General features: G+C 70.2%; 29 protein-coding genes. 13 read left to right on the top strand and 16 right to left on the bottom strand.

Features of this window, described 5'->3' with window-relative positions; all coding sequences use genetic code 11:
* The first annotated feature begins 62 nt into the window (after nt 1-62).
* The 5 genes from ROJ8625_RS14775 (at nt 63) to lpdA (ending at nt 3,316) form a co-directional block, all read left to right on the top strand.
* Entirely contained in the window at nt 63-446 is a 384-nt protein-coding gene (locus tag ROJ8625_RS14775) for a cupin domain-containing protein (protein WP_085792664.1), read from the top strand.
* The gene (locus ROJ8625_RS14770; RefSeq protein WP_085792663.1) at nt 443-1,048 is read left to right on the top strand and encodes a hypothetical protein; all 606 of its coding nucleotides are present in this window, start codon (nt 443-445) and stop codon (nt 1,046-1,048) included. Before ROJ8625_RS14775 ends, ROJ8625_RS14770 begins: the two co-directional genes overlap by 4 nt.
* A complete protein-coding gene (locus tag ROJ8625_RS14765) occupies nt 1,041-1,442 on the top strand; it encodes an MAPEG family protein (RefSeq protein ID WP_085792662.1) in 402 nt (133 codons plus the stop codon). The genes ROJ8625_RS14770 and ROJ8625_RS14765 overlap by 8 nt, the downstream gene beginning before the upstream one ends.
* Nucleotides 1,439-1,834 (top strand): MAPEG family protein, encoded by a 396-nt coding sequence (locus ROJ8625_RS14760; protein ID WP_085792661.1) that lies wholly within the window; start codon nt 1,439-1,441, stop codon nt 1,832-1,834. The genes ROJ8625_RS14765 and ROJ8625_RS14760 overlap by 4 nt, the downstream gene beginning before the upstream one ends.
* Nucleotides 1,835-1,927: 93 nt before the next feature.
* A complete protein-coding gene (gene lpdA / locus ROJ8625_RS14755) occupies nt 1,928-3,316 on the top strand; it encodes a dihydrolipoyl dehydrogenase (protein WP_085792660.1) in 1,389 nt (462 codons plus the stop codon).
* A 185-nt stretch (nt 3,317-3,501) separates the two neighbouring features.
* Here the strand turns inward: lpdA and ROJ8625_RS14750 are convergent, their stop codons facing one another.
* The 3 genes from ROJ8625_RS14750 to ROJ8625_RS14740 are packed head-to-tail and all read right to left on the bottom strand — an operon-like array spanning nt 3,502 to nt 5,809.
* On the bottom strand, nt 3,502-4,233 hold the full coding sequence (locus tag ROJ8625_RS14750; protein WP_085792659.1) for a lysophospholipid acyltransferase family protein: 732 nt from the start codon (nt 4,231-4,233) through the stop codon (nt 3,502-3,504).
* Entirely contained in the window at nt 4,230-5,135 is a 906-nt protein-coding gene (locus tag ROJ8625_RS14745; RefSeq protein WP_085792658.1) for a cell division protein FtsX, read from the bottom strand. Before ROJ8625_RS14745 ends, ROJ8625_RS14750 begins: the two co-directional genes overlap by 4 nt.
* On the bottom strand, nt 5,132-5,809 hold the full coding sequence (locus ROJ8625_RS14740) for a cell division ATP-binding protein FtsE (RefSeq protein ID WP_085792657.1): 678 nt from the start codon (nt 5,807-5,809) through the stop codon (nt 5,132-5,134). The genes ROJ8625_RS14745 and ROJ8625_RS14740 overlap by 4 nt, the downstream gene beginning before the upstream one ends.
* Nucleotides 5,810-6,009: 200 nt before the next feature.
* Here ROJ8625_RS14740 and ROJ8625_RS14735 point away from each other — a divergent pair, with 200 nt between their 5' ends.
* Entirely contained in the window at nt 6,010-6,972 is a 963-nt protein-coding gene (locus tag ROJ8625_RS14735) for a zinc-ribbon domain-containing protein (protein WP_085792656.1), read from the top strand.
* Nucleotides 6,973-6,991: 19 nt separating this feature from the next.
* Here ROJ8625_RS14735 and ROJ8625_RS14730 read toward each other — a convergent pair whose 3' ends face one another.
* On the bottom strand, nt 6,992-8,164 hold the full coding sequence (locus tag ROJ8625_RS14730; RefSeq protein WP_085792655.1) for an acetyl-CoA C-acyltransferase: 1,173 nt from the start codon (nt 8,162-8,164) through the stop codon (nt 6,992-6,994).
* A gap of 105 nt (nt 8,165-8,269) precedes the next feature.
* Here ROJ8625_RS14730 and ROJ8625_RS14725 point away from each other — a divergent pair, with 105 nt between their 5' ends.
* The 3 genes from ROJ8625_RS14725 (at nt 8,270) to ROJ8625_RS14715 (ending at nt 11,069) form a co-directional block, all read left to right on the top strand.
* Nucleotides 8,270-8,611 carry an STAS domain-containing protein gene (locus tag ROJ8625_RS14725; protein WP_085792654.1) on the top strand — a complete coding sequence of 114 codons (342 nt, stop codon included), beginning with the start codon at nt 8,270-8,272 and terminating at the stop codon, nt 8,609-8,611.
* Complete coding sequence (locus tag ROJ8625_RS14720; protein ID WP_085792653.1) at nt 8,598-9,089, top strand: ATP-binding protein; 492 nt, start codon at nt 8,598-8,600, stop codon at nt 9,087-9,089. Before ROJ8625_RS14725 ends, ROJ8625_RS14720 begins: the two co-directional genes overlap by 14 nt.
* Nucleotides 9,090-9,500: 411 nt before the next feature.
* Complete coding sequence (locus ROJ8625_RS14715; protein WP_085792652.1) at nt 9,501-11,069, top strand: gamma-glutamyltransferase family protein; 1,569 nt, start codon at nt 9,501-9,503, stop codon at nt 11,067-11,069.
* Nucleotides 11,070-11,206: 137 nt separating this feature from the next.
* Here ROJ8625_RS14715 and ROJ8625_RS14710 read toward each other — a convergent pair whose 3' ends face one another.
* The 3 genes from ROJ8625_RS14710 to ROJ8625_RS14700 form a co-directional block, all read right to left on the bottom strand.
* Entirely contained in the window at nt 11,207-12,577 is a 1,371-nt protein-coding gene (locus tag ROJ8625_RS14710) for a glutamate--cysteine ligase (protein WP_085792651.1), read from the bottom strand.
* A 65-nt stretch (nt 12,578-12,642) separates the two neighbouring features.
* Complete coding sequence (locus tag ROJ8625_RS14705; protein ID WP_085792650.1) at nt 12,643-13,155, bottom strand: hypothetical protein; 513 nt, start codon at nt 13,153-13,155, stop codon at nt 12,643-12,645.
* Nucleotides 13,152-13,877, bottom strand: a complete 726-nt coding sequence (locus ROJ8625_RS14700; RefSeq protein ID WP_085792649.1) for a 16S rRNA (uracil(1498)-N(3))-methyltransferase — start codon at nt 13,875-13,877, stop codon at nt 13,152-13,154. The genes ROJ8625_RS14705 and ROJ8625_RS14700 overlap by 4 nt, the downstream gene beginning before the upstream one ends.
* Nucleotides 13,878-13,889: 12 nt before the next feature.
* On the opposite strand from ROJ8625_RS14700, the gene ubiA reads away from it, so the two are divergent.
* The 3 genes from ubiA to ROJ8625_RS14685 all read left to right on the top strand — a co-directional run bounded on the left by ubiA (nt 13,890) and on the right by ROJ8625_RS14685 (nt 17,185).
* Nucleotides 13,890-14,855 carry a 4-hydroxybenzoate octaprenyltransferase gene (gene ubiA, locus ROJ8625_RS14695; RefSeq protein WP_085792648.1) on the top strand — a complete coding sequence of 322 codons (966 nt, stop codon included), beginning with the start codon at nt 13,890-13,892 and terminating at the stop codon, nt 14,853-14,855.
* A 64-nt stretch (nt 14,856-14,919) separates the two neighbouring features.
* On the top strand, nt 14,920-16,872 hold the full coding sequence (locus ROJ8625_RS14690; protein WP_085792647.1) for an OmpA family protein: 1,953 nt from the start codon (nt 14,920-14,922) through the stop codon (nt 16,870-16,872).
* Nucleotides 16,859-17,185, top strand: a complete 327-nt coding sequence (locus ROJ8625_RS14685; protein WP_085792646.1) for a hypothetical protein — start codon at nt 16,859-16,861, stop codon at nt 17,183-17,185. The genes ROJ8625_RS14690 and ROJ8625_RS14685 overlap by 14 nt, the downstream gene beginning before the upstream one ends.
* 211 nt (nt 17,186-17,396) lie before the next feature.
* On the opposite strand, the gene ROJ8625_RS14680 is transcribed toward ROJ8625_RS14685, so the two are convergent.
* Complete coding sequence (locus tag ROJ8625_RS14680) at nt 17,397-17,690, bottom strand: HNH endonuclease (RefSeq protein WP_085792645.1); 294 nt, start codon at nt 17,688-17,690, stop codon at nt 17,397-17,399.
* A 62-nt stretch (nt 17,691-17,752) separates the two neighbouring features.
* Here ROJ8625_RS14680 and ROJ8625_RS14675 point away from each other — a divergent pair, with 62 nt between their 5' ends.
* Nucleotides 17,753-18,934: a TIGR03862 family flavoprotein gene (locus tag ROJ8625_RS14675; RefSeq protein WP_268794702.1), complete on the top strand. Its 1,182-nt coding sequence runs from the start codon at nt 17,753-17,755 to the stop codon at nt 18,932-18,934.
* A gap of 70 nt (nt 18,935-19,004) precedes the next feature.
* Here the strand turns inward: ROJ8625_RS14675 and ROJ8625_RS14670 are convergent, their stop codons facing one another.
* From ROJ8625_RS14670 to crcB, 8 genes are all read right to left on the bottom strand, one after another.
* The gene (locus ROJ8625_RS14670; RefSeq protein WP_085792644.1) at nt 19,005-19,793 is read right to left on the bottom strand and encodes an amino acid ABC transporter ATP-binding protein; all 789 of its coding nucleotides are present in this window, start codon (nt 19,791-19,793) and stop codon (nt 19,005-19,007) included.
* 12 nt (nt 19,794-19,805) lie between these two features.
* Nucleotides 19,806-21,098, bottom strand: a complete 1,293-nt coding sequence (locus ROJ8625_RS14665; RefSeq protein ID WP_085792643.1) for an amino acid ABC transporter permease — start codon at nt 21,096-21,098, stop codon at nt 19,806-19,808.
* A 1-nt stretch (nt 21,099) separates the two neighbouring features.
* Complete coding sequence (locus ROJ8625_RS14660) at nt 21,100-22,314, bottom strand: amino acid ABC transporter permease (protein ID WP_085792642.1); 1,215 nt, start codon at nt 22,312-22,314, stop codon at nt 21,100-21,102.
* A 146-nt stretch (nt 22,315-22,460) separates the two neighbouring features.
* The gene (locus tag ROJ8625_RS14655; protein WP_085792641.1) at nt 22,461-23,477 is read right to left on the bottom strand and encodes an amino acid ABC transporter substrate-binding protein; all 1,017 of its coding nucleotides are present in this window, start codon (nt 23,475-23,477) and stop codon (nt 22,461-22,463) included.
* Between the two features lie 203 nt (nt 23,478-23,680).
* Nucleotides 23,681-24,394, bottom strand: a complete 714-nt coding sequence (locus tag ROJ8625_RS14650; RefSeq protein ID WP_085792640.1) for an ATP12 family chaperone protein — start codon at nt 24,392-24,394, stop codon at nt 23,681-23,683.
* Nucleotides 24,391-25,071 (bottom strand): HAD-IA family hydrolase, encoded by a 681-nt coding sequence (locus ROJ8625_RS14645; RefSeq protein WP_085792639.1) that lies wholly within the window; start codon nt 25,069-25,071, stop codon nt 24,391-24,393. The genes ROJ8625_RS14650 and ROJ8625_RS14645 overlap by 4 nt, the downstream gene beginning before the upstream one ends.
* Nucleotides 25,068-26,111, bottom strand: a complete 1,044-nt coding sequence (locus ROJ8625_RS14640) for an RluA family pseudouridine synthase (protein ID WP_085792638.1) — start codon at nt 26,109-26,111, stop codon at nt 25,068-25,070. Before ROJ8625_RS14640 ends, ROJ8625_RS14645 begins: the two co-directional genes overlap by 4 nt.
* Nucleotides 26,108-26,485, bottom strand: coding sequence for a fluoride efflux transporter CrcB (crcB, locus tag ROJ8625_RS14635; RefSeq protein WP_085792637.1), 378 nt, complete (start codon nt 26,483-26,485; stop codon nt 26,108-26,110). Before crcB ends, ROJ8625_RS14640 begins: the two co-directional genes overlap by 4 nt.
* Nucleotides 26,486-26,629 lie beyond the last annotated feature (144 nt).

Below are 26,629 nucleotides of genomic sequence, written 5' to 3'. Positions count from 1 at the left end.
CTCGGCCGCTAGCTCTCGGGGCAGCGCCGCGCCACCGCGCGGCACCGCCCAAGGAGACCGACATGACCCAGCCGATCCACATCCCGCACGAAACGCCCGAGGTGAAGGTCCTGCGCGAAACCACGCGCGGCGGCTTGAAATACCGGCTTCTCGTCGACGCGGATTACGGCCCGTCCTCGGAGATTACGCAGGGCCTGTTCTATCTCTACGGGGGCCATGTCGAGGATCTCCACCGCCACGACATCCCCGAAACCCTGCATGTCGTCGAGGGCAGCGGAAAAATCACGCTGGAAGACCGCGAAATCGAGGTGACGCCGGGCGACACGGTGTTCGTTCCGGCCGGTTGCCGCCACGGCTTCGACGCCGACGACGACATGACGCTGCTCTTCACCTTCCCCGTGCCGCGCTTTGCCGAGATCGATTTCGACTACGGAGACGCCGGATGACGCGGCCGAAGACACCGGCCCCTGCGGGTCCGCTCGCCCGGCTCGTGGCGGCCCGCCGCGCGCTCGTGGCGCCGACCGGCCTCGCGACCCTGGCGGATGTCGGGCTCGACGGTCCGTACGTGTCGCCCTACCAGCTGTCGTGCGGCGCCGCCGACGGCCCGGTGCTCGTGTCCTTCAACTTTCTCGACGCGCCGACGGCGCGGGACCGCCGCGCGACGCTCGCGCGCGACGGATACTTGCCCGAGATGCTGTTCAACCGCGTCCTCGACGCCGCGCTCGCCCGTCTCGGCCGCGCCCGGCACGAGATCTATCTCACGCACGCCGCGCATGTCCTGCCGCCGGCGCGCTCTGCGCCGGTGCCGCGCGCGGCAATAGACGCGAGCATGGAAGCGGTCACCCGTTTCGAGACCGCGGACCGGCCGGTGATCGCGCTCGGCGACGTTGCCGCCAGCGCCTGCGCGCGGTTCGGCATCGCCCACGACGCGTTGCCCCATCCTTCCGCACGAGGCCGGACGCGAGATGACAAGGCCGCGGCACTGGCCACCGCGATCGCCCGCGTGCTGCCCGCCGTCGCCGACCGACAGGTCCCGGCCCATGCTTGAGGATCCGCTCTCGCTTCTGTGCCTTTACGGGCTTTGGGTCATCGTGACGATGGTTGCGCAGGTGCTTGCCGCCGCGGCGCAGGTCGGCCTGGTGACGCTGTCGTATCCTCGCGACAACATGCCGCCGCTCACCGGTGTCGCCGGACGGCTGGAACGCGCGCTGCGCAATTCCGTGGTGGCGCTTGCCCTGGTCGCGCCGCCCGTCCTGGTCCTCGCGCTCCGCGCGCCCGAGGGCCTGGCACCGGCCGGCGCCGTGACGCTGGCGATGCAGGTCTTTCTGGTGTCGCGTATCCTGTTCGTGCCGGTCTACGCGGCCGGCATCCCGTTCCTGCGAACCCTCATCTGGGCCGCGGGCTTCATCGCTACACTCTGGCTCTATCTGCAGGCGCTATGACACCCGAACTCACCGCCCTCGTCCTCGCCGCGCTGCTTCAGGTGGTGCAGTACGTCGCCTTCGCCGTGCCGGCGAACCGCGAACTCGGCCCCGGCTACACGATGTCCGCCCGCGACCGGGAGCCCTCGCGCGGGCTGTCGCAAGGGACCGCGCGGCTGCAGCGCGCGCTCGGCAACCATTTCGAGGGCCTGATCATGTTCTCGATCGCCGTGTTCGTGATCAACGCGGCCGAGGCAGGCAATTGGTTCACCGCGCTTTGCGCCTGGACGTATCTCGGCGCCCGCATCCTCTACGTGCCCGCCTACTGGTTCGGCTGGCGGCCGGGACGCTCGCTGATCTGGGCGGTGGGTTTTCTCGCCACCGTGCTGATGCTGCTGGCGGCGCTCGTCTGATGTTCCCTAATCTGCAAGATATCGCGCGGTGAGAGGGCCCCCGGCCCAGAGGGTCGGCCCCCCGCCGTGCCAACAACCGAAAGGACCTCCTCCATGGCCAGCTACGACCTCATCGTGATCGGCTCGGGCCCGGGCGGCTACGTCGCGGCGATCCGGGCGGCGCAACTCGGCCTCAAGACCGCCTGCGTCGAGGGGCGCGAGACATTGGGCGGCACCTGCCTCAACGTCGGGTGCATCCCGTCCAAGGCGCTCCTGCACGCCACGCACCAGCTGCACGAGGCCGAGCACAATTTCGCCAAGATGGGGCTGAAGGGGAAGGCGCCCTCCGTCGACTGGGCGCAGATGCAGACCTACAAGTCCGAGACCATCGAGACCAACACCAAGGGCATCGAGTTCCTGTTCAAGAAGAACAAGATCGACTGGCTGAAGGGCTGGGGCTCGATCCCGGAGGCCGGCAAGGTCAAGGTCGGCGACGAGACGCACGAGGCCAAGAACATCATTATTGCCACCGGGTCGGACGTAGCCCAGCTCAAGGGCGTGGAGATCGACGAGAAGGTGATCGTCAGCTCCACCGGTGCGCTCGAGCTCGGCAAGATCCCGAAGAAGATGATCGTCATCGGCGCCGGGGTCATCGGGCTCGAGATGGGGTCCGTCTACGCGCGTCTCGGCTCCGAGGTCACGGTGCTGGAGTATCTCGACACCGTGACCCCGACGATGGACGGCGAGGTGCAGAAGCAATTCCAGAAGATCCTGTCGAAGCAGGGCCTCAAGTTCGTTCTGGGCGCCGCGGTGCAGTCGGCCGAGGTCAAGAGCGGCAAGGCCAAGGTCACCTACACGCTGAAGAAGGATGACAGCGAGGAGACGCTGGACGCCGACGCGGTCCTCGTCGCCACCGGCCGCCGGCCCGTCACCGAGGGGCTCGGCCTCAAGGAGCTCGGCGTCGAGATCACCGAGCGCGGGTTCGTGAAGACCGACGGTCATTTCAAGACCAATGTCGATGGCGTCTACGCGATCGGCGACGCGACCGAGGGCCCGATGCTCGCCCACAAGGCCGAGGACGAGGGCATGGCCGCGGCCGAGACCGTCGCCGGACGCGCCGGCCACGTGAACTACGACGTGATCCCTTCCGTGATCTACACCCACCCGGAGGTCGCCGCAGTCGGCAAGACGGAGGAAGAGCTGAAGGAGGCGGGCCGCGCCTACAAGACCGGCAAGTTCTCCTTCATGGGCAACGGCCGCGCCAAGGCGAACTTCGCGGCCGACGGCTTCGTCAAGATCCTCGCCGACAAGGAGACCGACCGGATCCTCGGCGCGCACATCATCGGCCCGATGGCCGGCGACCTGATCCACGAGCTCTGCGTGGCGATGGAGTTCGGTGCCGCGGCAGAGGACGTGGCGCTGACATGCCACGCGCACCCGACCTATTCGGAGGCGGTGCGCGAGGCGGCGCTCGCCTGTGGCGACGGGCCGATCCACATGTGACCGTCCGTGCCGGACCGGCGGGCGGAGCGGGGGCTCTGCCCCCGCACCCCCGGGGTTTTCGGCAAGATGAAGGCGGGATCGCGCGCCGTTCGGTACGGGCGCGCGATGTTTTCGCGCGGTGCGGATATCTCGGGCCCGGCAATGCGGGTGTCGCGGGCGTCCCGGGCCGCGTACACGTGGATGCGTCAGGGCGTACGCGGGCCGGCCTCGGCCATCAGTCGGTCGCTCGCCGCCTCGATGTCGGTGCGCAGCCGGGCGAGAACGGTTTCGGGCGGCGTGTCGGCGGGCAGGCGCGGCAGGAACTCCACGACCCCGAGGCCCGGACGCTTGAGAATGCCGGAGCGTGGCCAGAACAGTCCGACATTGGTCGCCACCGGCACGCAATCCTGTCCGAGTTCGCGAAAGAGCGCCGCCGTGCCGACCTTGTAGGGGATGCTGACCCCGGGCGCGACACGCGTGCCCTGGGGGTAGATCACGAGCTGGCCCGGCTGCGCCCGGCCTCGCGCCACGTCGGCGAGCATCTTGGCGATCGCCTGTCCGCGGCGGCCGCGATCGACCGGCACGCAGCCGATCCGCCAGGCGTACTGCCCGATCGCGGGGGTCCAGAGCAGCTCGCGCTTCATGATGAACTTGGCGCGCGGCAGCACCGCGAAGATCATCAGGATGTCGAGAAAGCTCTGGTGCTTGGCCGCGACCATGACCTCGTCGGTGGGCACCTCGCCCCGGATCTCTGTCCGCACGCCGACCATCCAGCGCAGCGTCCAGATGGCGTAGCGCGCATAGGACCGGCAGGCGAAGCGCGCGACCCGCCGCGAGACGAGCGCGCCCGGCAGGAAGACCAGCCCGAAGACAATCATGGCGAGGTAGACCTGGGCGGTATAGACGACCGAGCGGATCCATTGCAGCGACTGGCTCATGCGAGATCTCCCAGGACACGGCGGGCGGCGGCGCGGGTCGCGAGGAGGGCGACCAGTGCCGCGAGGGGCGGCACGAGGACCGGCCACAGCCAGTCCGCTCCGAGAAAGCCCAGACCGGTGAGGATGCCGCCCGCCTCTCCCCCGTCGGGCACAAGCACGATCGCGACCAGGCCCAGGGCGGCGCCTGCCGCGGCGCCGGCGAGCGCGCGCAGCGTGAAGCGGCGTACGAAGGCCCCGGCGATGTAGGCGTCGGTCGCGCCGACGAGGCGCAGGACCGCGATCACCTGCGCGTTGGCGGCGAGCGCCGCGTTGGCCGCGAGCGTCACCATCGCGCCCAGCGTGCCGAAGATGAGCGCGAGCGCCGTCCACCCGAGCGTCCGCAGCCCGGCCGCGGCCTCCATCAGCGGCCGGCGCCAGCGGGCGTGATCGTCGAGCACGGCGCCCGGCACCTCGGCCTGGAGCCTGAGGCGCAGCCCGTCGGGATCGTAGCCTGCCGCGGTCTCCGAGAAGGCGATGAGCTGCGGGATCGGCAGATCCTCGAGCGGCAGGTCGGGCCCGAACCACGGTTCGAGCAGCGCGCGCTGCGCGTCGGCGTCGAGCGCGCGGATGTCGGTGACGCCCGGCGTCTGTTCGAGCACGCGCAGCGCCGCGGCGACCTGCCGGTCCATCTCGCCCGACGGCGCCGAAATGCGCAGCGTGGCGCCACGGGCCAGCTCCTCGCCCCAGCGGTCGGCGAGACGGCCGGCCGCGAGCGCCAGTGCCAGCGCGAAGACCGCGAGAAACGCCATCGTCGCCGCCGAAACCAGCGTCAGCCGCACGGTGAACCCGGCCGGTGGCACAACCCGGTCCGCCGCGGCGTCGCCGCGCAGGAGCGCACCGATCCGCTGGAGCCGCGCCCTCACAGGTCCGCCCCCGCGAGCTGCAGGCGCCGATTGGAGATCCGCAGCACGCGGGCGGAGACCTGGCTCTTGGCGGCGCGGATCAGGCTGAGGTCGTGGGTGGCGATCATCACCGCGCGGCCCATCCGGTTGAGCTCGACGAGCAGCGTCATGAGGCGCTGCGACATCTCCCAGTCGACATTGCCGGTGGGCTCGTCCGCGAGGATCGCGTCCGGCGCCACGATCACGGCACGGGCGAGCGCGGCGCGCTGGCGCTCGCCGCCGGACAGCTCGGGCGGGCGGGCCCGGGCGCGGTGGGTGAGCCCGACCCATCCCAGGAGCTCGTCGAGGTCCTGCCGCGCGGCCTGCGTGTCGCGCCCCGAGACGGTGAGCGGCAGGGCCACGTTCTCGGCGACGCTCAGGTGGTCGAGGAACTGGCAATCCTGGTGCACGACGCCGACGCGGCGGCGAACGTCGGCGACACCGTCACGGCCGAGATCGCGCACATCCTTTCCGAACAGCGTGACCTGGCCCGCGGTCGGCGTCAGCGCGGCGTAACAGAGCTTCAGGAAGGTCGTCTTTCCCGCGCCGGACGGGCCGGTCAGAAAGTGGAACGAGCCCGGCGCGAGCTCGAGAGAGATGTCGGTCAGAAGCTCGCCGCCGCCGTAGCTGTAGGCGACATGGTCAAAGGAGATCACGGCTATCCATCGCTCGCGTTCGGGGCCGGACGGGCAGCCGGCCCGGCGTCGGCCTCTTGTGCCCGAGCCACGCTCCGGATTCAATGTCGCACGGGCCGGGCCAAGGGTCTTTCCGCCGCGTTGACGGCGGCTTATGGTCGTCGGGCCGGTTGCGAAGGGTCGCGAGCCGGCGGATCGGATGGGAAGGCGGGACGAACACGATGCGGCTGATCTGCCCCAATTGCGGCGCGCAGTACGAGGTGCCGGCGAACGTCATCCCGACCGGCGGGCGCGACGTGCAGTGTTCGAACTGCGGGCATACGTGGTTCCAGGCGCATCCCGACGACCCGGTGGCCGACGACGCGCCGGAGGCGCACGCGCCTGTTCGGGACGCCGGGGCCGCGCCGGACCCCGACCCGCATACCGAACGCGAACCGGAGCCGGAAGCGGATCCGGAGCCCGAACCCGAGACCGTGGCCGAGCACGAGGAAGACGCCGCGCCGCGCCGCCAACTCGATCCGGCGGTTGCCGACGTGCTGCGGCAGGAGGCCGAGTACGAGGCGCGCCACCGCGCCGCTGAAAGCAGCAGCCTCGAGACCCAGACCGAGCTCGCGCTCGACGCGGAGCCCGAGGACGAGGCGACCCGCCGCAGCCGTCAGGCGCGAGAGCGCATGGCCCGCATGCGTGGCGAGACCCACGAGGACCCGACGGATCGGGCGCGGCGTGCCGCGGCATCGACCGGCGCCGTCGGCGCCGGTGCCGCGCTGCGCGAGCCCGACGAGACGCCGCTACCCGTATCCCCGGAGTCGGAGCGCGAGAGCGCGTCGCGACGCGACCTGCTGCCGGACGTGGACGAGATCAACCAGACGCTGCGCTCCGCCGACGAACGGCGCCCGGTCGAGACGCCGCAGGGTCGCGCGCCCGAGCCCGAGCCGCAACGCGGCGGTTTCGGACGCGGCTTTGCCGTGGTCATCCTGATCGGGGCAGCCCTTATCGCGCTTTACGTAATGGCGCCGCGCATCGCCGCCGCGCTGCCAGCCGCGGCCGACCCGCTGGCCGGATACGTCGCGGCAGTGGACGGCGCGCGGCTGTGGCTCGACGCGCAGGTGGCGGCCTTTCTCGACATCCTCGACGGGCCGAATCTCGATCCGGCCCCGGCGGAGCCCGCAACAGGCGACGGCTGAGCGTCGCGGCGGCCGCGCCTCAGACCCGTTCGATCGCGACCGCCGTACCCTCGCCGCCGCCGATGCAGATCGCGGCCACGCCGCGGCGCAGGTCGTGCGCCTCGAGCGAATGCAGCAGCGTGACGAGGATGCGCGCGCCGGACGCGCCGATGGGATGGCCGAGCGCGCAGGCTCCGCCATTCACGTTCACAACGTCATGGCTCAGCCCCATTTCGTGCATGAACGCCATCGGAACCACCGCGAAAGCCTCGTTGACTTCCCACAGGTCCACATCCTCGACGCGCCAGCCGACGCGGTCGAGCAGCTTCCGCGCCGCGGGCACCGGCGCGGTGGTGAAGAGCCCGGGCGCCTGGGCGTGCGTGGCATGACCGAGAATGCGCGCGCGCGGCGCCCGCCCCGCGGCCTCCGCGGTGTCGCGCCGCTCCAGCACGATCGCGGCCGCGCCATCGGAGATCGAAGAGGAATTCGCCGGGGTCACCGTGCCGTCCTTCCGGAACGCCGGCTTCAGCTGCGGGATCTTGTCGGGGCGCGCAGCGCCCGGCTGTTCGTCCTCCTGCACCTCCGTCGGCCCCTTGCGCCCGGAGACGGTCGTGGCGACGATCTCGGCGGCGAAGGCGCCGCTCGACTGCGCGTCGAGCGCCCGCGACAGGGACGCCAGCGCGTAGGCGTCCTGCGCCTCGCGCGTGAACTGGTAGGCCTCGGCGCAATCCTCGGCGAAGGTGCCCATCAGGCGGCCCTTGTCGTAGGCGTCCTCGAGCCCGTCGAGAAACATGTGATCGACGACCTCGCCATGGCCGAGCCGGGCACCGCTCCGCATCTTCGGCAGCAGGTATGGGGCGTTGGTCATGCTCTCCATCCCGCCCGCGACGAGCGCGTCGGCCTGTCCCAGCGCGAGGCGGTCCCACGCCATCATCGCGGCCTTCATCCCGGAGCCGCACATCTTGTTCAGCGTCGTCGCCGGCACCTCCTCGCCAAGACCGGCGGCAAAGCCGGCCTGGCGGGCCGGCGCCTGCCCCTGCCCGGCCGGCAGCACGCAGCCCATGACGACCTCCTCGGGCGCGACGCCGGGTGCGTCGTCCAGCGCGGCGCGGATCGCGGCACCGCCGAGCTCGGCCGCGGTTGCACCCGCGAGCGCCCCCTGAAAGCCGCCCATGGGCGTGCGCCGCGCGGCGGTGATGACGATCTCGTGCATCGGGCTCTCCTCCTCCGTTGCTGCCCATGATCTGGCATCCCGCAAAGCGTTTGGAAAGGTTTTGCGCCTAGCGTGCCCGCACGCGGCCAGCCGGAGGATCGCCACATGCTGCTTTCGACCGAATCCCTCGCGGGTGCGCTGATCGTCCGCGTCGACGCCACGCGGATCGACGCCGCCAGCGCAATCCAGTTCAAGGACGCGATGCGGGAGGCCTCCTCCGGACCCGAGACGCGGATCCTCCTGGACCTTTCGCGGGTCGAGTTCGTCGATTCGAGCGGCCTCGGCGCCGTGGTCGCGGCGATGAAGCATCTCGGGCCGGGCCGGCGGCTCGATCTCGTGGCCCTGCAACCGAATGTCGACAAGGTGTTCCGGCTGACCCGGATGGACACGATCTTTGCCATCCACGCGGACATCGCCGCGGCCAGCATCGCGCATGCCGGCGGATGAACCGTCTTCGGGACGCGCTGGCGCCGCAGTCGGCGATGCCGCCACAACCCTGCACCTGCATGCCACGCCGGTGGACATTCGATCCGCGCTGCTGCGCTTCGAGGCGGATCTGCGGGTTGCGGGACTGAATGCGGCGCAGGCCGGGCTGAGTGCCCTGGTGGTCGGCGAAGCGCTGAACAACGTCGCCGAACACGCGCTGCGCGGATGTCCGGCAGGCCGGATCGAGGTCCGCGCGATCCTCGAACCCGGGCACCTCAGCGTGCTCGTCGAGGATCAGGGCGCCCCGATGCCGGGCCTTGCCCTGCCGCGCGGCGACCTGCCGGACCTGTCGCGCGACCTCTCAGATCTGCCGGAGGGTGGTTTCGGCTGGCACCTGATCCGAGCGCTCACCCACAGCCTCGACTACAGCCGGACGCACGGACGCAACCGGCTTCGGATGCGGATCATGCTGGACCGGCTTCACGATGGCGTCGTCTGACGTGGTGCCGGGACCGCTTTCGCGGCGGCGCGACAACACGATGGACCGGCGATTCAGAGCTGACCGGGCGCGCAGCGGCACGGCGCGAAGGGCCGCTCGCGTGCCGCAAGACGAGACGCGTACCACGCAAAGCCGGGCGGCCGCATTGCCGCATGCGCGACAACGCGGAGCGTGGCGCGCGACTGTGGTCGATCCGGGACCGACCGGGTCGTGGAATTGTCAAATTGCCAGCCAAATTGGGCCCGAATGCCCCCTTACATACGGCACCGTAGCTGCATAAGGCTTCCCTCGGCGTCGCGTTGCAACAGCCCCCACCCAGTGCGCGGCGCCGAGGACTTTCCCCGACCTCCTTCCGAGTTGACGCGACCGGCCGGCTGCCTAGGCTGGGCCGCGACGAAGGAGATCCCCCAGATGCGCGACTTTCACCTGCCCGGCCGCTCCGCGGTCTTCGCGGAAAACGGCATGTGCGCCACCTCGCATCCCCTGGCCGCTCAGGAGGCCCTGCGAATCCTGCAGGCGGGCGGTTCGGCCGCGGATGCCGCGATCGCCGGCGCCGTTCTTCTGGGTGTGTGCGAGCCGCACATGACAGGACTCGGCGGCGATGCCTTCGCTCTCGTGTCCGAGCCCGGCAAGGACATCGTGGCGGTGAACGGCTCCGGCCGCGCGCATGCGGCCGCGGATGCCGAGCGGCTGCGCGCCGAGGGTCACGCAACGATGCCGCTCTCGAGCCCGCATGCGGTGACCATCCCCGGCGCGGTCGACGCGTTCTGCACCATGTCGGAGCGGTGGGGTCGGCTCGGGCTCGACCGCTGCCTCGCGCCCGCGATCGACTATTTCGAGGCCGGCGTGCCGGTCGCGCCCCGTGTCGCCTTCGACTGGGCGGGGCTGACCGACGTGCTCGGCCCGGACGCCCGGCGGCATTTTCAGCCCGGCGACGGGGCGCCGGCGCCGGGCGCGCGGATCGCTCTGCCCGGCCAGGCCGAGGTGCTGCGCCGGATCGCCCGGGACGGGCGCGCGGGCTTCTACGAGGGCGAGGTCGCCGCCGACATGCTCGCCGCGCTGGCCGGGGCCGGACACACGCCGGAGGATTTCGCTGCCGCGCGCACCGACATCGGGGCGCCGATCGCGGGCGGTTACGGCGATGCGACGTTGACCGAGCATCCGCCGAACGGACAGGGCGCGACCGCGCTCCTGATCCTCAACATCCTGAGCCGGTTCGATCTTTCGGCGCTCGATCCGAACGGGGCCGACCGGGTGCACCTGGAGATCGAGGCGGCCAAGCTCGCCTACGACGCGCGCAACCGCTTCCTCGCCGATCCGGATCACGTGACCCGGCTCGAGCACATGCTGTCGCCGGACACCGCAGCGGGCCTCGCCGCGCTGATCGACCCCGCGCAAGCGCTGCCGATGCCCGCCCCGGCGTCGGAGGCGGTGCACCGCGACACAGTCTACATCACCGTCGTCGATCGCGACCGCATGGCGGTGTCGCTGATCTACTCGATCTTCCACGGCTTCGGGTCGGGGATCGCCAGCCCACGCTTCGGCATCCTGTTCCAGAACCGCGGCGCGGGATTCTCGCTCGAGCCAGGACACCCCAATGCGCTCGCTCCGGGCAAGCGGCCGATGCACACGATCATCCCGGCGCTGCTCGACCGTGCGGACGGCACGCGGATGCCGTTCGGCGTCATGGGCGGGCAGTACCAGCCGTGCGGCCACGCGCGGGTCGTCACCAGCCTCGTGTCCTTCGGGATGGACCTTCAGGGCGCGCTCGACGCCCCGCGCACGTTCTTCGAAGGCGACACGCTCATGGTCGAACGCGGCTACCCGGAAACGCTTCACGCGGAGCTTTCCGCGCGCGGGCACGATGTCGGGGTGCCGCACACGCCGATCGGCGGCGCCCAGGCCATCGCCATCCGGCCGGACGGCGTGCTCGAGGGCGCGTCCGATCCGCGCAAGGACGGTTGCGCGCTGGGATACTGAGGCCGAGCGCGCGACGGCCGCCCGGGCGCCCGGCTCCCGCACACACGACCCGCGGGGGCTCTGCCCCCGCACCCCCGGGGTTTTCGGCAAGATGAAGGGACTCGCGGCGCGCGCAGCCCTCGCGGGGCGCCCGGGCGTCAGTAGCTGTATTCGGCGAAGACGCGACTGAGGTCGCCATCCCAATCGCCGCGATAGCGCTCGAGCAGTTCGTCCGCGGGCACCTGCCCGCTCTCGACGCTGTCCTTCAGCGCGTTCAGGAAATGCGTCTCGTCGGGCAGGAGGCCGCCGGCGCCCTGGCGCGCGCGGGCCTTCAGCCCGGCCTCGGACAGTTCCAGCACCTCGCGCGCGAGGGTGTGCATGTCGACCTCGCCCACCTTGGCCTGCAACCCGTCGACCGACGCCGCGATCCGCATGCCCTCGCGCGTGGCGGCATCCCAGCCCTTGGCGAGATCCCATGCGGCGTCGAGCGCGGACTGGTCGTACATCAGCCCCACCCAGAAGGCCGGCAGCGCGCAGAGCCGGCGCCACGGGCCACCGTCGGCACCGCGCATCTCGATGAACTTCTTGATCCGCGCTTCGGGGAAGATCGTGGTCAGGTGATCGGCCCAGTCCGACAGCGTCGGCACCTCGCCCGGCAGCGCCGGCAGGCGCCCGTCGAGGAAGTCGCGGAAGGATTGACCGGAGGCGTCGAGATAGCGCCCGTCGCGATAGACGAAGTACATCGGCACGTCGAGCGCGTAGTCGACCCAGGCCTCGAAGCCGAAGCCGTCCTCGAACACGAAGGGCAGCATGCCGGTGCGGTCGGGATCGAGATCGCGCCAGACGCGGCTGCGCCAGGACTTGTGGCCGTTTTCGCGGCCGTCGAGGAAAGGCGAATTGGCGAACAGCGCGGTCGCCACCGGCTGCAGCGCCAGCGCCACACGCAGCTTCTTGACCATGTCGGCCTCGGAGGCGAAGTCGAGATTCACCTGCACCGTGCAGGTGCGGTACATCATCGTCTTTCCCATCGTGCCGACGCGGTCCATGTAGTCGGTCATGATCCGGTAGCGGCCCTTGGGCATCATCGGCATGTCCTCGTGCGCCCAGGTCGGCGCGGCGCCGAGACCGATATAACCGGCCCCCACGGCGTCGGCGACGTCGCGCACCTCGGCGAGGTGGCGGTTCACCTCGTCACAGGTCTGGTGGATCGTCTCGAGCGGAGCGCCGGACAGTTCGAGCTGGCCGCCCGGTTCGAGGGAAACGTTGGCGCCGTCCTTTTCGAGACCGATCAGGTGGCCGCTTTCCTCGATCCCGTTCCATCCATGGCGGTCGCGCAGCCCCTCGAGCACCGCGCGCACCGAGGTCGGACCGTCATAGGGAAGCGGCGCGAGCGTCTCCTTCACGTAGCCGAACTTCTCGTGCTCGGTGCCGATGCGCCACGCCTCGGGCGGCTTGCACCCGCGGGCGAGATAGTCCGCGAGCTGATCGCGGCTTTCGATCGGCCCGCCGCCTTGTTGGGGAATGGACATGCGATGCGGGCTCCGGTGTCGTGCGCGGCTTCGGTCCCGAGGGATGTAGCCAAGCGCGCGGGGTGTCAATGCGGGCCGGTCACCGCCGGGTGCACGGAGCCCCTGCGCCAGATCACGACCGGACCGTCCGCGGCCGACCGGCGCGCCCGGAGGACAGCCTCGGTGTCGAGCCCGGGAAGGGCCGCGAAGGCATCGAACAGACGCTCGGCGCCCTCGGCGTTGGCCGGAATCACGAGCGGCGCGTCGGCGGCACGGTCGAGCCGCCAGGCCGCCGGGCGCGCCTGCGGCTCGTAGGTCAGCGCGGTGATCGCGTCGAGATCGGCGATGCCGCCGTCGCGCGGGCCGAAATAGGCGATGCGCCCTTCGGTGACGCTGACGATGCCGGGCCCGCCGCCGCCCGCGCCGAAGCGCGCGCGCTGCGCGCCGGCGACGGCCAGCGCGAGCCCGCCGGCGGCGACGACCCAGCCGAGCGCGCCGCCGCCGCGCGGCACCCAGAGGAGCCCGACGAGCACGACGGCCGCCCCGATCAGCGTCTCGGCCCAGCGGCGCAGCGCCGCCTCGGCGCCCGGCCGGATCATCGCCAATCTCCCAGCCGGCTCTGCCACAGGGTCAGCGCGGCGACGGCGGCGGTATCGGCGCGCAGGATCCGTGGCCCGAGCGCGGTGACCCACGCCTGCGGCATCGCGCGCAGCCGCGACCGCTCCGCCTCGGAGAACCCGCCCTCGGGCCCGATGAGGATCGCCCAGGGGCCCGGCTCGTCGGGCGCGCGCTCCGGTATGCCGGCCGCCCCGGCAGCGCCCTCGTCGCAGAACATGATCCGCCGCGCCTCGGGCCAGGCGGCGAGCGTGTCGGCGAGCCGGGCGAGGTCCGCGACCTCGGGCACGAAGACGGCGCCGCATTGTTCGGCGGCCTCGCGCGCATGGGCCTGCAGACGATCGCGGCGGATGCGCTCGGAATTCGTGTGCTCGGTTGCCACCGGCACCAGCCGGCGCACGCCCATCTCCACCGCCTTCTCGACGATGAAGTCCGTGCGCGCCTTCTTGACCGGGGCGAACAAAAGCCAGAGATCCGGCGGCGCCCACTGCGGCGCGGTGCGCTCCACCGCCTCGAGGGTGCCGCCCTTCTTGCCGGCCTCGACGACCCGCGCGGCCCATTCGCCGTCTTCGCCGTTGAACACGGCCAGCGTCGCCCCCTCGGCCAGCCGCATGACCCCGAAGAGGTAGTGCGCCGCCTCGCGCGACAGCGGCACCGGTTGTCCCGCCCCGAGCGGGTGCTCTACAAACAGCCTGACACGAGCCATGGAGCGGACCCTATGCCCGACACCTCCCCGGCGCCAGAGCCGAGCGGCGCGATCGCCGACGCCTATCGCGGCAACTGGGTCGATCGCCTCGCGCCGGAGGCGTGGAAACCCTATTTCAGGCTGTCGCGGCTCGACCGTCCGATCGGCACGTGGCTGTTGCTGCTGCCCTGCTGGTGGGGGCTTTTCTTGGCCATCGCGGCGACCGGTGGCGCGCGCTGGCACGACGCGTGGATCTTCGCGGGCTGCGGGCTTGGCGCGATCCTGATGCGCGGCGCGGGCTGCACGTGGAACGACATCACCGACCGCGGCATCGACGGGTCGGTGGCGCGCACGGCCGCGCGGCCGATCCCCTCGGGCGCGGTGAGCGCCCGCGCCGCCTTCGCCTGGGGCTGTGCGCAATCGCTCGCCGCCTTCTGTATCCTCATCACGTTCAACTGGGCGGCCATCGGGCTCGGGATTCTCGCGCTCCTGCCGGTCACGATCTATCCCTTCGCCAAGCGCTTCACCTGGTGGCCGCAGATCTTCCTCGGGCTCGCCTTCAACTGGGGGGCGCTGCTGGCCTGGACGGCGCATACCGGCACGCTCGGCTGGCCGGCGCTGCTGCTCTACGTCGCCGGCATGGCGTGGACTCTGTTCTACGACACGATCTACGCCCACCAGGACAAGGAGGACGACGCCCTGATCGGCGTGAAATCGACCGCCCGGCTCTTCGGCGACGCGACTCCGCGCGCGCTGGCGGTGTTTCTCGTCGCCGCTGTCGCGCTGATGGGGCTCGCCGTCATCGTGGCCGCGCCGGACGGCGAGATCGGAATGCTCGTGCTCGCGCTGATCGGGCCCTGGGCAATGGGCTGGCACATGCTGTGGCAGCTGCGCCGGGTCGATCTCGGCGATCACGATCGCCTCCTGTCGCTCTTTCGCTCGAACCGCAACGCGGGCCTTCTGCCCGTGCTGTTTTTCGCCGCTGCCTGTCTCGCCTGATTGCGGGCGGGCGCCGGCGCCCGTATCACGAACCCCTTCCTGAACGGTCCCGGACACCGATTCCATGCGCCTGTCTGCCATCGCCATCCTCGCCGCCACCTTCACCGCCGCCGCCGCCCTCTGCGCCGTGGCCGCGTCGATTTCCGTACGCATGGTCGAACAGAACTCGGCCGCGGGCGTCGAACGGCGCCTGGAACGCGAGGGCATCGACTGGGCCGGTGTCGACGCCAACGGGCTGCAGGTGTTCGTCCACGGCACCGCGCCGGACGAGGCGGCACGGTTCCGCGCCATTTCCGCGGCCGGCAAGGTCGTCGATGCCGCCCGGGTCATCGACGAAACCCTCGTCGCCGAGCCCGAGGCGGTCGACCCGCCGCATTTCTCGGTGGAGATCCTGCGCAACGACAGCACCGTGTCGCTGATCGGCCTGGTGCCGGCGGAGTACGATCGCGCGCGCCTGATCGAGCTCGCCGGCAACATCGTGGGCGACCCCGACGGCGTGTCGGACCTCCTCGAGACGGCCCGGTTCCCGGTGCCGGACGGCTGGGGCGACGCGATGCAGCTGGCCACCCTCGCACTCGAAGAGCTGCCGCGCGCCAAGATCTCGGCCGAGGCCGGGCAAGTGGCGGTGCAGGCGATGACCGACAGCGCCCAGGCCCGGCGCGAGGTGCAGGCCGATCTCGAGGCCGCGGCGCCGGAGGGAACACGGCTCGCGCTCGATCTGTCGGCGCCGCGCCCGGTGCTGTCGCCGTTCACGCTGCGGTTCGTGAAGGACGACGCGGGCACCCGCTTCGATGCCTGCTCTGCCGACACCGAGGAGGCGCGCGCGGCGATCCTCGAGGCCGCGCGCGCCGCCGGCGCCGCCGAGGGCGCGGGCTGCGTGGTCGGGCTCGGCGTGCCGTCGCGCGCCTGGAGCGACGCGGCCGTGGCCGCGATCGGTGCTGTCGACGCGCTCGGCGGCGGGCAGGCGACCTTTTCCAACGCTGACGTCTCGTTCATCGCCCCCGTGGGCACGCCGCCGGCGCGGTTCGACGACGTGACCGCGGATCTCGAGGCCGCGCTGCCGGACGGGTTCGTGCTCGACGCGGTGCTGCCCGAGCCCCCCGATCCCGACGCCGACCGCGGCCCGGTCGAATTCAGCGCCACCCTCAGCCCCGAGGGCCGGGTGCAGCTGCGGGGCCGCATCGACTCCGAGATGGCGCGCACCACCGCCGACAGCTACGCGCGGGCACGGTTCGGATCGGAGGCGGTGTCGGTCGGCGCGCGCATCGACGACGACCTGCCCGACGGCTGGTCGGCGCGTGTGCTGGCCGCGCTCGAGGCGCTGTCGATGATGGCCAACGGCGCGGTGACCGTCACGCCCGAGAGCATCGCGGTGCGCGGCGACACCGGCAATCCGGACGCCAGCGCGGAGATCGCGGCGCTCCTGTCGGAAAAACTCGGCACGGACGATTACGACATCGAGGTCGCCTATCTCGAACGCCTCGACCCGACCCTGGGGATTCCCACCCCGGCCGAATGCGTCGACCAGATCCGCCAGATCATCGGCGCGCGCAAGATCACGTTCGAACCGGGTTCCGCGGTGCTCGACGGCTCCACCCGCGAACTGCTCGACGAGGTGGCGGATCTCCTCAAGGTCTGCGGAGAGATCCCGCTGGAGATCCAGGGCCACACCGACAGCCAGGGCCGCGAGGTGATGAACGAGCAGCTGAGCCAGGAGCGCGCGCAGGCGGTGCTCGACGCGCTGCGGCAGCGCCGGGTGCTCACCGCGTCCTACCGCGCCGTCGGCTACGGCGAGGCCGAGCCGATCGCCGACAACGACACCGAGGCCGGCCGCGAGGCCAACCGCCGGATCGAATTCCGCCTGGACGAGGCGGAGGACGCGGGCGAAGACGCCGCGCCGGGTCCGGAAGACGTTGAATATCCCGTCCCGACGGGCGATGAAGCTGTGACGGAGGCTGCGGCCTCCGACGCCGCCGCAACGAGCGCCGAGGAAGGGCCGGAGGATGAACAGGATTGAGTTCATTGTCGCGACCGCGATCATCCTGTTCGTGGCGTTCTGCCTCGGATGGTTCGCGAACTGGCTGGTGCATCGCTTCACGCGGGTGAGCCAGGCCGACGTGAACGAGCTCGAGCGCATGAGCCAAGAGCTGCACGAGGCCGAGGAGACCCGCGACCAGGCGATCACCTACCTGCAGCAGCGCGAGGCCGAGCTCACAAACCAGCTCGCCCAGACGGAGGCCGAACTGGCCGCCGCGATGGAAGGACTGCGCGAGGCCCGTCACGAGGCCGAGGAAATGCGTGCCTACGTCGAGCGGATGAACGCCAGCTGAGGACGCGCCGCCGGACGCGGGCCACGCCCGTCGCCGCCGCGCGCACCGCCGCGATCCTTCATCTTGCCGAAAACCCCGGGGGTGCGGGGGCAGAGCCCCCGCGAGTTGTGCGTGCGGGGGCAGAGCCCCCGCGATCCGATGCGTGCGACCGGTTTGCCACCAGGCATGCGCGCCGTCCCGCTCCACTCGGCGTCCGCGCGCCCCATACCGTTCAGCGTTTGCGCCGGCCGCCGGCGCTGCGCTTGTGGAATCCCGGCGGACGCTTGGCCACCCAGCGCAGGAACCCGGCCATCCGCGGATGCGCGCGCAGCGCTTCGGGCGTGCAGAAGTCGCGGGCGAGTTCGGCTTCGGTGAACGTGGCGTGGATCTCGTTGTGGCAGATCTGGTGCAGCAGCACGACCGGGCCGCCCTTGCCGCCCTTCAGCTTCGGCACGAGGTGGTGCAGGCTCTGCCGCACGTCGGGCGGGATCGGCCGCCCGCAGAGGGGGCAGATCGGGTCGCTCATCGCTTGCGCCTCCGGTCGGGCTCGGACATGACGACCTGACACGGGCGGCGCGGAGTTCAAGTTTGGCAGCGACAGAGTGCGACGCCCTCGTCATCGGCGGCGGTCCGGCGGGCCTGATGGCGGCCGACACGCTCCTCTCCGCCGGGCGCCGTGTGATTTTGGCCGAGCAGCGCCCGAGCCTCGCGCGCAAATTCCTGATGGCCGGGAAGTCCGGGCTGAACCTGACCAAGGACGAGGACACCGAGACCTGCCTCGCGGCCTACGGCGAAGCGGCCGGCACTCTCGCCCCGATGATCCGGGCCTTTCCCCCAGCGGCGGTGACGCGGTGGGCAGAGGAACTGGGCCAACCGCTCTTCACAGGCACGACCGGTCGGGTGTTTCCAACCGCGATGAAGGCCTCACCGCTTCTGCGGGCGTGGCTGGCGCGGCTTGCCGGGCTTGGCCTCGATGCGCGGACACGCTGGGCCTGGCGCGGGTGGGCGGGCGCCGACACGCTGTTCGACACGCCCGACGGGCCAGTGCGGCTCGCGCCGTCGGTGACTGTCCTCGCGCTCGGCGGCGCGAGCTGGGCGCGGCTCGGCTCCGACGGCGCCTGGGCGGGGATCCTCGAGGCCACCGGCGCGCCGGTCGTGCCGTTCGCACCCGCGAATGCCGGGCTGCGCGTCGATTGGTCGGCGCACATGGCAGCGCATTTCGGCGCCCCGCTCAAGAACGTGGCGCTCGGTGCGGGCGGGCGCACCACCCGCGGCGAGATCGTGATCGCGCGCACCGGGCTCGAAGGCGGAGCGCTTTACCCGCTGTCGCCCGAGCTCCGTGAGAACGCGGCTCTGGCGATCGATCTCGCGCCCGACGTGGCGCCCGAGACGCTTGCGGCGCGCATCGCCGCCCGGCCCTCGCGCGAAAGCGCGTCGAACCGTCTGCGCAAGGCGGCGCGGCTGTCGCCGGCGGCGCGCGCGCTGGTGCTCGAATGTGCCAGACCGCTGCCGCGGGATCCTCAGTCCGTCGCGCGCCTGCTCAAGGCGGTGCCCGTCCCGCATGCCGGGCTCGCCCCGCTCGACGAGGCGATCTCGACCGCCGGCGGCCTTGCCTGGCCGGGCCTGTCGCCCGGACTGGAGATCGCGGCGCGGCCGGGTGTCTTCGCTGCCGGCGAGATGCTGGACTGGGAGGCGCCGACCGGCGGCTACCTGATCACCGCGTGCCTCGCCACCGGGCTGTGGGCCGGGCGGCACGCGGCAGAGACCTGATCGAGCGATCAGGGGCGCGGCGTCCGGGGGGAACCGCCGCGCCCCCTCGTGCCTCGAGCCACACGAGGGATCAGTGGCCGAGGATCTGGCTGAGAAAGAGCTTCGTCCGCGGATTCTGCGGGTTGTTGAAGAACTCCTCGGGTTCGTTCTGTTCGACGATCTGGCCCTGGTCCATGAAGATGACGCGGTTCGCCACCTGACGGGCAAAGCCCATCTCGTGGGTGACGCAGATCATCGTCATCCCTTCTTCGGCCAGCTCGACCATCGTGTCGAGCACTTCCTTGATCATCTCGGGGTCGAGCGCGGAGGTGGGCTCGTCGAAGAGCATGATCCGGGGACGCATGCACAGCGATCGGGCGATCGCCACGCGCTGCTGCTGCCCGCCCGAAAGCTGGCCGGGATACTTGTCGGCCTGCTCCGGGATCTTGACCTTCTCGAGAAAGTGCATGGCCGTCTTGTCGGCCTCGTGCTTGGGGATCTTGCGCACCCAGATCGGCGCGAGCGTGCAGTTCTCCAGGATCGTCAGGTGCGGGAACAGGTTGAAATGCTGGAACACCATCCCGACTTCGGAGCGGATCGTGTCGATGTTCTTGATGTCCGACGACAGCACCGTGCCGTCCACCTCGATCCGTCCGCGCTGGTGTTCCTCCAGCGCGTTGATGCAGCGGATCAGGGTGGACTTGCCCGACCCCGACGGCCCCGCGATCACGATCCTCTCGCCGCGATAGACGGTCAGGTCGATGTCGCGCAGGACGTGGAAGGTCCCGAACCACTTGTTCATGTTCGAGATCTGGATCGCGACCTCATCCGAAACCTGCATCTGCGCCGGTTTCGACGTCTCGACTGCGGTGTCTGCCATTGACTGAACTCCTTACCGGCGGTCCGTGTTGAGCTGCCGCTCGAGCCACTGGGAATATTGCGAGATACCGTAGCAGGTGACGAAGAACAGGAGCGCGGCAAAGCTCAGCAGCTCCCAGTAGACGCCGTTCCACTCGGTTGAAGCGAGAATGGGCCCGCGGATCATGCCGACGAGATCGAACATTGAGATGATCGACACGAGCGTCGTATCCTTGAACAGGCCCACGGCCACGTTGACGATGCCGGGGATCGAGATCTTGAGCGCCTGCGGCAGGATCACGAGGCGTATCGCCTGGGGGTAGTCGAGCCCCAGCGAATCCGCCGCCTCGTACTGGCCCTTCGGCAGCGCCGCGAGACCGCCGCGGATCACCTCGGCGATATAGGCGGAGGCGAACATCGTGATCATGATGATCACGCGCAGGATCAGGTCGAAGTTCGATCCCGGCGGCAGGAAGTAGGCCAGAACCACGTTCGCCACGAACAGCAGCGTGATCAGGGGAACCCCGCGCACGAACTCGATGAAGATCACGCAGATCCACTTGATGATCGGCATGTTCGACTGCCGCCCCAGCGCCAACGCGATGCCGATCGGGATCGACAGCGACACGCAGACCGTGCCGAGGATCAGGTTCAGCATGAACCCACCCATGTTTCGGCTGTCGACAGGTTCGAGCGCCAAAATGCCGGTGAAGTTGAAGAAACCCGTGAGCCACCAGAACACCAACGCCGCCGCGATGCCGCCGAAGAACCCGATCGCGAAGCTCTGCGTGATGAAGCGCGAATAGACGAGGTAACCGGCGACGAAGCCAAGCGCCGCGCAGACCGGCGTCAGGATCGACCCGCCCCAGATCAGCCAGTAGGCGAGGAACGGATAGATCGCGGTAAAGATCAGCATCGACCGCGGGAAGACCTTGTAGAACAGCACCGGCGCCAGCGCCACGAAGAGCAGGATGAACGCCGTCGCCGGACGCCAATAGAGTTCGGACGGGTACTGGAAACCGAACAGGAGCTGATTCCACCGCTCCGTCAGCACCGCGAAGCAGCCACCCGTCGCGCCCTGCAGGATCTCGCGGCAAGCCGACAGCGACGGCGCGTCCCAGATCCCGTTGGCAAGCCACGGCAACACCCCCGCGATGAGCTGGTAGAGGCACCAGAGCGCCACCAAGGTCAGGAGCGCGTTCGGGATCGTGGAGAACAGGTTGGCGCGCATCCACCTGACGACTCCACGCTCTGCCGCCGGCGCCGGCTGCTCGTCGATCAGCGTGTCGCGCGACCAGCCGACCGAGTGCTCGTGCATGTCGGACATGTCAGCGCTCCTTCAGGCGAACGGCGTTGTTGTAGACGTTCATGATCGCCGAGATCGACAGGCTGATCAGGAGATAGAACAACATCAGGAGCAGGATCGTCTCGATCGCGCGACCGGTCTGGTTGAGCGTGATGCCCCCGAGCGTGCCGGTCAGGTCCATGTAGCCGACCGCGATCGCCAGCGACGAGTTCTTGGTGATGTTCAGGTAGTGGGAAATCAGCGGCGGCACGATCACCCTCAGCGCCTGAGGCAGCACCACGAGGTTCATGATGCGGCGCGGGCGCAGCCCGAGGGCCGCGGCCGCCTCGGTCTGGCCCCGGCTGACCGACTGGATGCCCGCGCGCACGTTCTCGGCGATGAACGCGCCGGTATAGATGGCGAGCGCGAACCACAGCGCGATCAACGACCCGAGAAGCGTGATTCCGCCCGAGAAGTTGAAGCCGCCGAGCTCCGGGATCTCCAGCGCGATCGGACGGCCCAGAATGAAGTAGGCGAGGATCGCCGGCACCAGAACGATCGCGACGGTCGGCCATGTCGTCGGCAGCAGCCGACCCTCGTCGTAAAGCACCTTGGTCGCGTACCGCCGATAGAGAATCGCGCCGACGATCGAGATCAGGAAGACCCCCAGCACGACCCATCCCAACGGCTCGAACAGCGGCTTCGGGATGTAGACGCCGCGGTTCGTGAAGGCGAACATCCCGAACAGCATCGATGCGTCGGGGTCGTCGCCGCGAAACGCACTCGGCGCCGGGGCGACGGCGGTCATGATCGTGAAGATGATGATGATCCAGATCAGCACCGGCACATTGCGGAACATCTCGACGTAGACCGCCATCAGCTTCGACACGAGCCAGTTGTTCGACAGGCGAAGAACGCCCGCCGCGACGCCGATGATCGTCGCCGTGATGCAGGCGAGGATCGATACCAGGAGCGTGTTCAACAGCCCCGCGATCGAGGCGCGCAGGTGGCTCGACTGGCTGGTGTAGTCGATCAGGGTCTGGTTGATGTCGTAGCCCGACGGATCGCCGAGGAAGTCGTAACTGATGTTGAGCCCGGCGGCCCGCAGGTTCGCGACAAGGTTCGACCCGAGATAGGCGAACAACGCGGCAACGCAGACCAGCGCGATAAACTGGAAGGTGTACGAGCGATAACGCGTGTCGTTCACCAGCATCGAAAGCCGGAACGACTCGCGCGGCGGGTCGCTGAGTGTGGTCATCGATGTGATCCCTGTGGCGTCTGCCCGTTTGCGGCCGGCGGGTTGATCCCGTCCTGACCTCTGGGCCCGACTTTATGCAATGCGGCGCCGTATCCGGCGCCGCGGGGTCGGGCCGGCACGCCATGCGCGCCGGCCCGCATGTCGGATTAGCGGAACGGCGGAGCGTAGAGCAGCCCGCCGTCGGTCCACTGCGCGTTCAGGCCGCGCGAGAGGCCGATCGGGGTCGACTCGCCGATGTTCTTGGCAAAAATCTCGCCGTAGTTGCCGTTCGCCTTGATGGCGCGGTAGGCCCATTCGGCGTCGAGGCCGAGCATCTCGCCGAGGTTGCCTTCGGTGCCAAGGATCCGGTTGATCTCCGGGCTCTCGGTCCCGGCCTTCAGCTCGTCGATGTTCGCCGAGGTGATGCCGTATTCCTCGGCCGCGATCAGCGCGTTGAGCGTCCAGCGCACCACGTCGCCCCAGTCGTTGTCGCCGTGACGGACGAGCGGGCCGAGCGGCTCCTTCGAGATGATCTCCGGAAGGATCACGTGATCGCTCGGGGTTTCGAACGCCGCGCGCGTCGCCGCGAGGCCCGACGCGTCGGTGGTGTAGACGTCGCAGGCGCCCGCGAGATACTGCTGCTGCGCTTCGGCGTTGGTCTCGATCGGGACCGGCTCGTAATCCATATTGTTACGACGGAAGTAGTCCGCGAGGTTGAGCTCGGTCGTGGTGCCGGTCTGGATGCAGACCGTCGCGCCGGCTAGCTCGCGGGCCGAGCTGACGCCCAGCGATTTCGGGATCATGAAGCCCTGGCCGTCATAGTAGTTGATGCCGGTGAACTCGAACTTCAGGTCCACGTCGCGGGAGAACGTCCAGGTGGTGTTACGCGCCAGCATGTCGATTTCGCCGGAGGCGAGCGCGGTAAAGCGCGTCTTGCCGGTCGTGGGCACGAATTCGATGGCGTTCTGGTCCTCGAGCACCGCAGCGGCCACGGCGCGGCACACGGCAACGTCGAAGCCCGACCATTCGCCGTCCGCGTCCGGGGCGGCGAAGCCGACCAGACCGGTGGTCACGCCGCAGTTCAGCGTGCCGCGGTCCTGCACGTCGGACAGCGTTTGCGCGCTGGCCGCACCGGCCGACAGCGCGGCAGCGGTCAACGTGCCAAGGATGACAGATTTTTGCATTTGAACCTCTTCCTGTTTCAGCGCCGCCCTTTGACCGGACGGTCGCGCGTCCCCAACCGGGGCCGATGAGACGAAAGCCGGGCAAGCCCGGCGGTCAACACGCCCGAGTGTGGGCGCAATCGTTTTGAGAGGTCAAGCCAAAGCCGGGGCCGATTGCCTGTCTTTTCAACACTTGCCGCAACGTGCGGCGGTGCGGACCGGCGTCAGTGACTCCGGGCGAGCGACAGGAATCGCACCGCGTCCATGAACGCGCCGCGCTTGTGGTCTTCGGCAGCCGCGGCCTCCTCGTCCTCGCCCCAGAGCTCGGCCTGCCAGGTTTCATCGATCCGCGAGGCCGCCCAGAGCGTTTCGGGCGCGTGGGCGCCCCGCTCGGCTGCAAAGCCGATGACGAGCGACCCGGTCAGAGACACCAGATCGTGAAACGCCGTCAGCTCGAACGCGTCCAGCGCGTGCACGGCGCCACGCAGTTGCGACAGCGCGTGTGCATCCTGTCCGGCGTGCATGATTCCGGTCCGGGGCTCGAGCCGCGCGCCGAGCGTCTGCGCGGCCCAGTCGAGCAGCGGATCCCACGCCGCCGCCTGCCGCTCGACGAGCCCTTCGGGGCCGTCGGCGCGGTAGCACAGCAGATCGGCGTCGCCGTACTCCGCCAGCATGTCGGCGACGTCGGCGTGCTGGGGCCGCACGCGGTCGATCGCGGCGTTCGCGCCGCGGGTGACCGGCATGCTCAGCGGGTCGATCTTGTCGCCCTGCGCCTGCCATTCATCGGCGATCGCCGCTGCCATCGCCGCGGTCGGCACCACCAGAGGGGCCTTGGCCGGCGTCTTCACCGGCCGCCCGTCGAGGCGCACCGTGTGACCGTCTGCTTCGCTCGCAACCGTGGCATCGGTCCAGAACCGCTTGGCCGCCCACTCGCTCATGCTGACTCCCAGATCGTCTCGAGCCGCGCCGGCAACTCGTCGATGTGATCGATGACCGCGTGCGCCGCCGACAGCCGCTCCGGCCGGTGATATCCCCAGCTGACGCCGATCGCCGGAATGCCGGCGCTGGCGGCCATCGCCATGTCGAACTCGGTGTCGCCGACCATGACCGCGCGGTGCGGCGGCACGCCCGTCTCCGCGAGCGCCTCGAGCAGCATCGCGGGATGCGGCTTCGACGGATGGTCGTCGGCGCATTGCCGGGTGACGAAGAGGCTGCGCAGATCATGCCCCTCCAGAAGCTTGTCCAGACCGCGCCGCGACTTGCCCGTCGCCACACCCAGAAGCGTCGTCGGTACGCCGTGCAGTCGGTCGAGCATCGCACGCACGCCGGGATAGAGCGGCGAGGACAACGCCACGCCGCCGGCGGCGCGCAGCTCTGTATAGGCGTCCTTGTAGGCGTCGACCATGCGCGCCCGCACCGGTCCGGCGGCATCGGGCAACAGGTGCTCGAACGCCTCGGGCAAAGACAGCCCGACGATCGACAGGATATCGGTGCGTCCCGGAACGGGATGGTCCGTCGCTGCAAAGGCGCGATCCATCGCCGCGAGGATGTCGGCCTGGCTGTCGACGAGCGTGCCGTCGACATCGAAGATCACGAGCCGCAGATCGTCGCTCATGCCTCCTCCACGAACGGATCGGTCGGAACGTCGGCCGGATCCCAGCCGACCGTATCCCACGTGCGGATCATGTGCTCCGGCAGCGGCGCGGTGAAGGTCAGGCGCGCGCCCGTGACCGGATGCGTCAGCGCGATCATGCGCGCGTGCAGGTGCAGCTTCCGGCTGATCTCTCCGCCAAGCTGAGCGCCCCAGCCGTCGCCCAGGTTCTCCTGCCCGGATCCACCGTACTTGCCGTCGCCCACGATCGGGTGGCCGAGTTCGGCCATGTGCGCGCGCAGTTGGTGCGTGCGCCCGGTGACCGGCACCAGCGCGACCCAGGCGGCGCGGGTGGCGAGCCGCGACAGCACCGCGTAGTCGGTCGTCGCGTTCTTCGCGCCTTCGGTCGACGGCACGTCGTCGGGATGCAGGCAGAGCATCTTTTCGCCCTCGCCGCCGGCGCCGTGACCCGGCGCCTTCACGAGGCCGTAGCGGATCGTTCCCATGGCCGGCTGCGGCACGCCGGCGACGGCGGCCCAGTAGATCTTTCGGGACTCCCGCGCGCGGAACGCCTCTGACAGCGCCTTAGCCACCGCGCGCGTCCGGGCCAGCAGCAGGACGCCCGAGGTATCCTTGTCGAGCCGGTGCACGAGGCGCGGGCGCTCGTCGAGCCCGAACATCAGGGCCTCCGACAGGCCGTCGACGTGGCGCGTCTGCTTCGACCCGCCCTGGCTCGGCAGGCCGGGCGGCTTGTTGAGCGCGATGATGTGGTCGTCGCGGAAGATCACGCAGTCGCGGATCATCGCGGCGTCCTTGTCGGACACGCCGGGCTTGGGACGCGAGGCGACCTCGCCCGGTTCGGGGATCGGCGGGATCCGCACCTTCTGCCCCACGGCGAGGCGGTGCGCGCTCTTCACGCGACCGCCGTCGACCCGAAGCTCGCCCTTGCGGCACATCTTCTCGATCCGGCCCTGCGCGAGATGCGGGAACAGCCGCTTCAGCCAGCGGTCGAGCCGCTGATCGCCGTCGCCCGGCCCCACGGTAACCGTCTGAACCCCGCTCATGCCGTAACGCTCCGTGCCAGCGCCAGCCCGGCGACGAGCGCACCGATCGACAGTGCGACCGACGCCGCGGCATAGAGCACCGCCGTGCCCGCCGCACCCCGCTCCCAGAGCGTGACAACGTCGAGCGAGAAGGCCGAGAACGTGGTGAACCCGCCGAGAAGCCCGGTCATCAGGAGCGGCGCCACCCGGTTCGCCCCAAGATGGGCGAGCGCCACCACGAGGACGCCCATCGCGAAGGAGCCGGCGATGTTCACCGCGACCGTGCCCCACGGGAAACCCGGCCCCAGCGCGCGCATCAGCGCGGCGCCCGTCAGATACCGGGCGACAGCGCCCGCGGCGCCACCCAGCGCAACCTGGAGAAGGGTGAAGCTCATGGCAGAGGCATGTCGCGTCTGCCCGTTCGGGAGTCAAGCGCGCGCCGGCGGGCTCCGCTGTATGCGGCGCCGGCGGGCGCCCTTGCACGCGGCGCCGGCGCGGTGCAGGATTTTGACCTGACGGTCAAACCCGCCGGGACGCGG

The organism is Roseivivax jejudonensis, assembly GCF_900172265.1.
Lineage (GTDB): Bacteria > Pseudomonadota > Alphaproteobacteria > Rhodobacterales > Rhodobacteraceae > Roseivivax > Roseivivax jejudonensis.
This window is presented reverse-complemented; position numbering and strand designations above follow the sequence as displayed.

Coding starts and splice junctions, on each gene's coding strand:
- ROJ8625_RS14720 (WP_085792653.1), top strand. CDS start 8,598: ATGCCGGCGGATGAACCGTCTTCGGGACGCGCTGGCGCCGCAGTCGGC.
- ROJ8625_RS14715 (WP_085792652.1), top strand. CDS start 9,501: ATGCGCGACTTTCACCTGCCCGGCCGCTCCGCGGTCTTCGCGGAAAAC.
- ROJ8625_RS14660 (WP_085792642.1), bottom strand. CDS start 22,314: ATGACCACACTCAGCGACCCGCCGCGCGAGTCGTTCCGGCTTTCGATG.
- ROJ8625_RS14690 (WP_085792647.1), top strand. CDS start 14,920: ATGCGCCTGTCTGCCATCGCCATCCTCGCCGCCACCTTCACCGCCGCC.
- ROJ8625_RS14735 (WP_085792656.1), top strand. CDS start 6,010: ATGCGGCTGATCTGCCCCAATTGCGGCGCGCAGTACGAGGTGCCGGCG.
- ROJ8625_RS14730 (WP_085792655.1), bottom strand. CDS start 8,164: ATGCACGAGATCGTCATCACCGCCGCGCGGCGCACGCCCATGGGCGGC.
- ROJ8625_RS14680 (WP_085792645.1), bottom strand. CDS start 17,690: ATGAGCGACCCGATCTGCCCCCTCTGCGGGCGGCCGATCCCGCCCGAC.
- ROJ8625_RS14775 (WP_085792664.1), top strand. CDS start 63: ATGACCCAGCCGATCCACATCCCGCACGAAACGCCCGAGGTGAAGGTC.
- ROJ8625_RS14685 (WP_085792646.1), top strand. CDS start 16,859: ATGAACAGGATTGAGTTCATTGTCGCGACCGCGATCATCCTGTTCGTG.
- ROJ8625_RS14700 (WP_085792649.1), bottom strand. CDS start 13,877: ATGGCTCGTGTCAGGCTGTTTGTAGAGCACCCGCTCGGGGCGGGACAA.
- ROJ8625_RS14710 (WP_085792651.1), bottom strand. CDS start 12,577: ATGTCCATTCCCCAACAAGGCGGCGGGCCGATCGAAAGCCGCGATCAG.
- ROJ8625_RS14640 (WP_085792638.1), bottom strand. CDS start 26,111: ATGAGCGGGGTTCAGACGGTTACCGTGGGGCCGGGCGACGGCGATCAG.
- ROJ8625_RS14650 (WP_085792640.1), bottom strand. CDS start 24,394: ATGAGCGAGTGGGCGGCCAAGCGGTTCTGGACCGATGCCACGGTTGCG.
- lpdA (WP_085792660.1), top strand. CDS start 1,928: ATGGCCAGCTACGACCTCATCGTGATCGGCTCGGGCCCGGGCGGCTAC.
- ROJ8625_RS14750 (WP_085792659.1), bottom strand. CDS start 4,233: ATGAGCCAGTCGCTGCAATGGATCCGCTCGGTCGTCTATACCGCCCAG.
- ROJ8625_RS14765 (WP_085792662.1), top strand. CDS start 1,041: ATGCTTGAGGATCCGCTCTCGCTTCTGTGCCTTTACGGGCTTTGGGTC.
- ROJ8625_RS14760 (WP_085792661.1), top strand. CDS start 1,439: ATGACACCCGAACTCACCGCCCTCGTCCTCGCCGCGCTGCTTCAGGTG.
- ROJ8625_RS14725 (WP_085792654.1), top strand. CDS start 8,270: ATGCTGCTTTCGACCGAATCCCTCGCGGGTGCGCTGATCGTCCGCGTC.
- ubiA (WP_085792648.1), top strand. CDS start 13,890: ATGCCCGACACCTCCCCGGCGCCAGAGCCGAGCGGCGCGATCGCCGAC.
- ROJ8625_RS14705 (WP_085792650.1), bottom strand. CDS start 13,155: ATGATCCGGCCGGGCGCCGAGGCGGCGCTGCGCCGCTGGGCCGAGACG.
- crcB (WP_085792637.1), bottom strand. CDS start 26,485: ATGAGCTTCACCCTTCTCCAGGTTGCGCTGGGTGGCGCCGCGGGCGCT.
- ROJ8625_RS14665 (WP_085792643.1), bottom strand. CDS start 21,098: ATGTCCGACATGCACGAGCACTCGGTCGGCTGGTCGCGCGACACGCTG.
- ROJ8625_RS14770 (WP_085792663.1), top strand. CDS start 443: ATGACGCGGCCGAAGACACCGGCCCCTGCGGGTCCGCTCGCCCGGCTC.
- ROJ8625_RS14670 (WP_085792644.1), bottom strand. CDS start 19,793: ATGGCAGACACCGCAGTCGAGACGTCGAAACCGGCGCAGATGCAGGTT.
- ROJ8625_RS14655 (WP_085792641.1), bottom strand. CDS start 23,477: ATGCAAAAATCTGTCATCCTTGGCACGTTGACCGCTGCCGCGCTGTCG.
- ROJ8625_RS14645 (WP_085792639.1), bottom strand. CDS start 25,071: ATGAGCGACGATCTGCGGCTCGTGATCTTCGATGTCGACGGCACGCTC.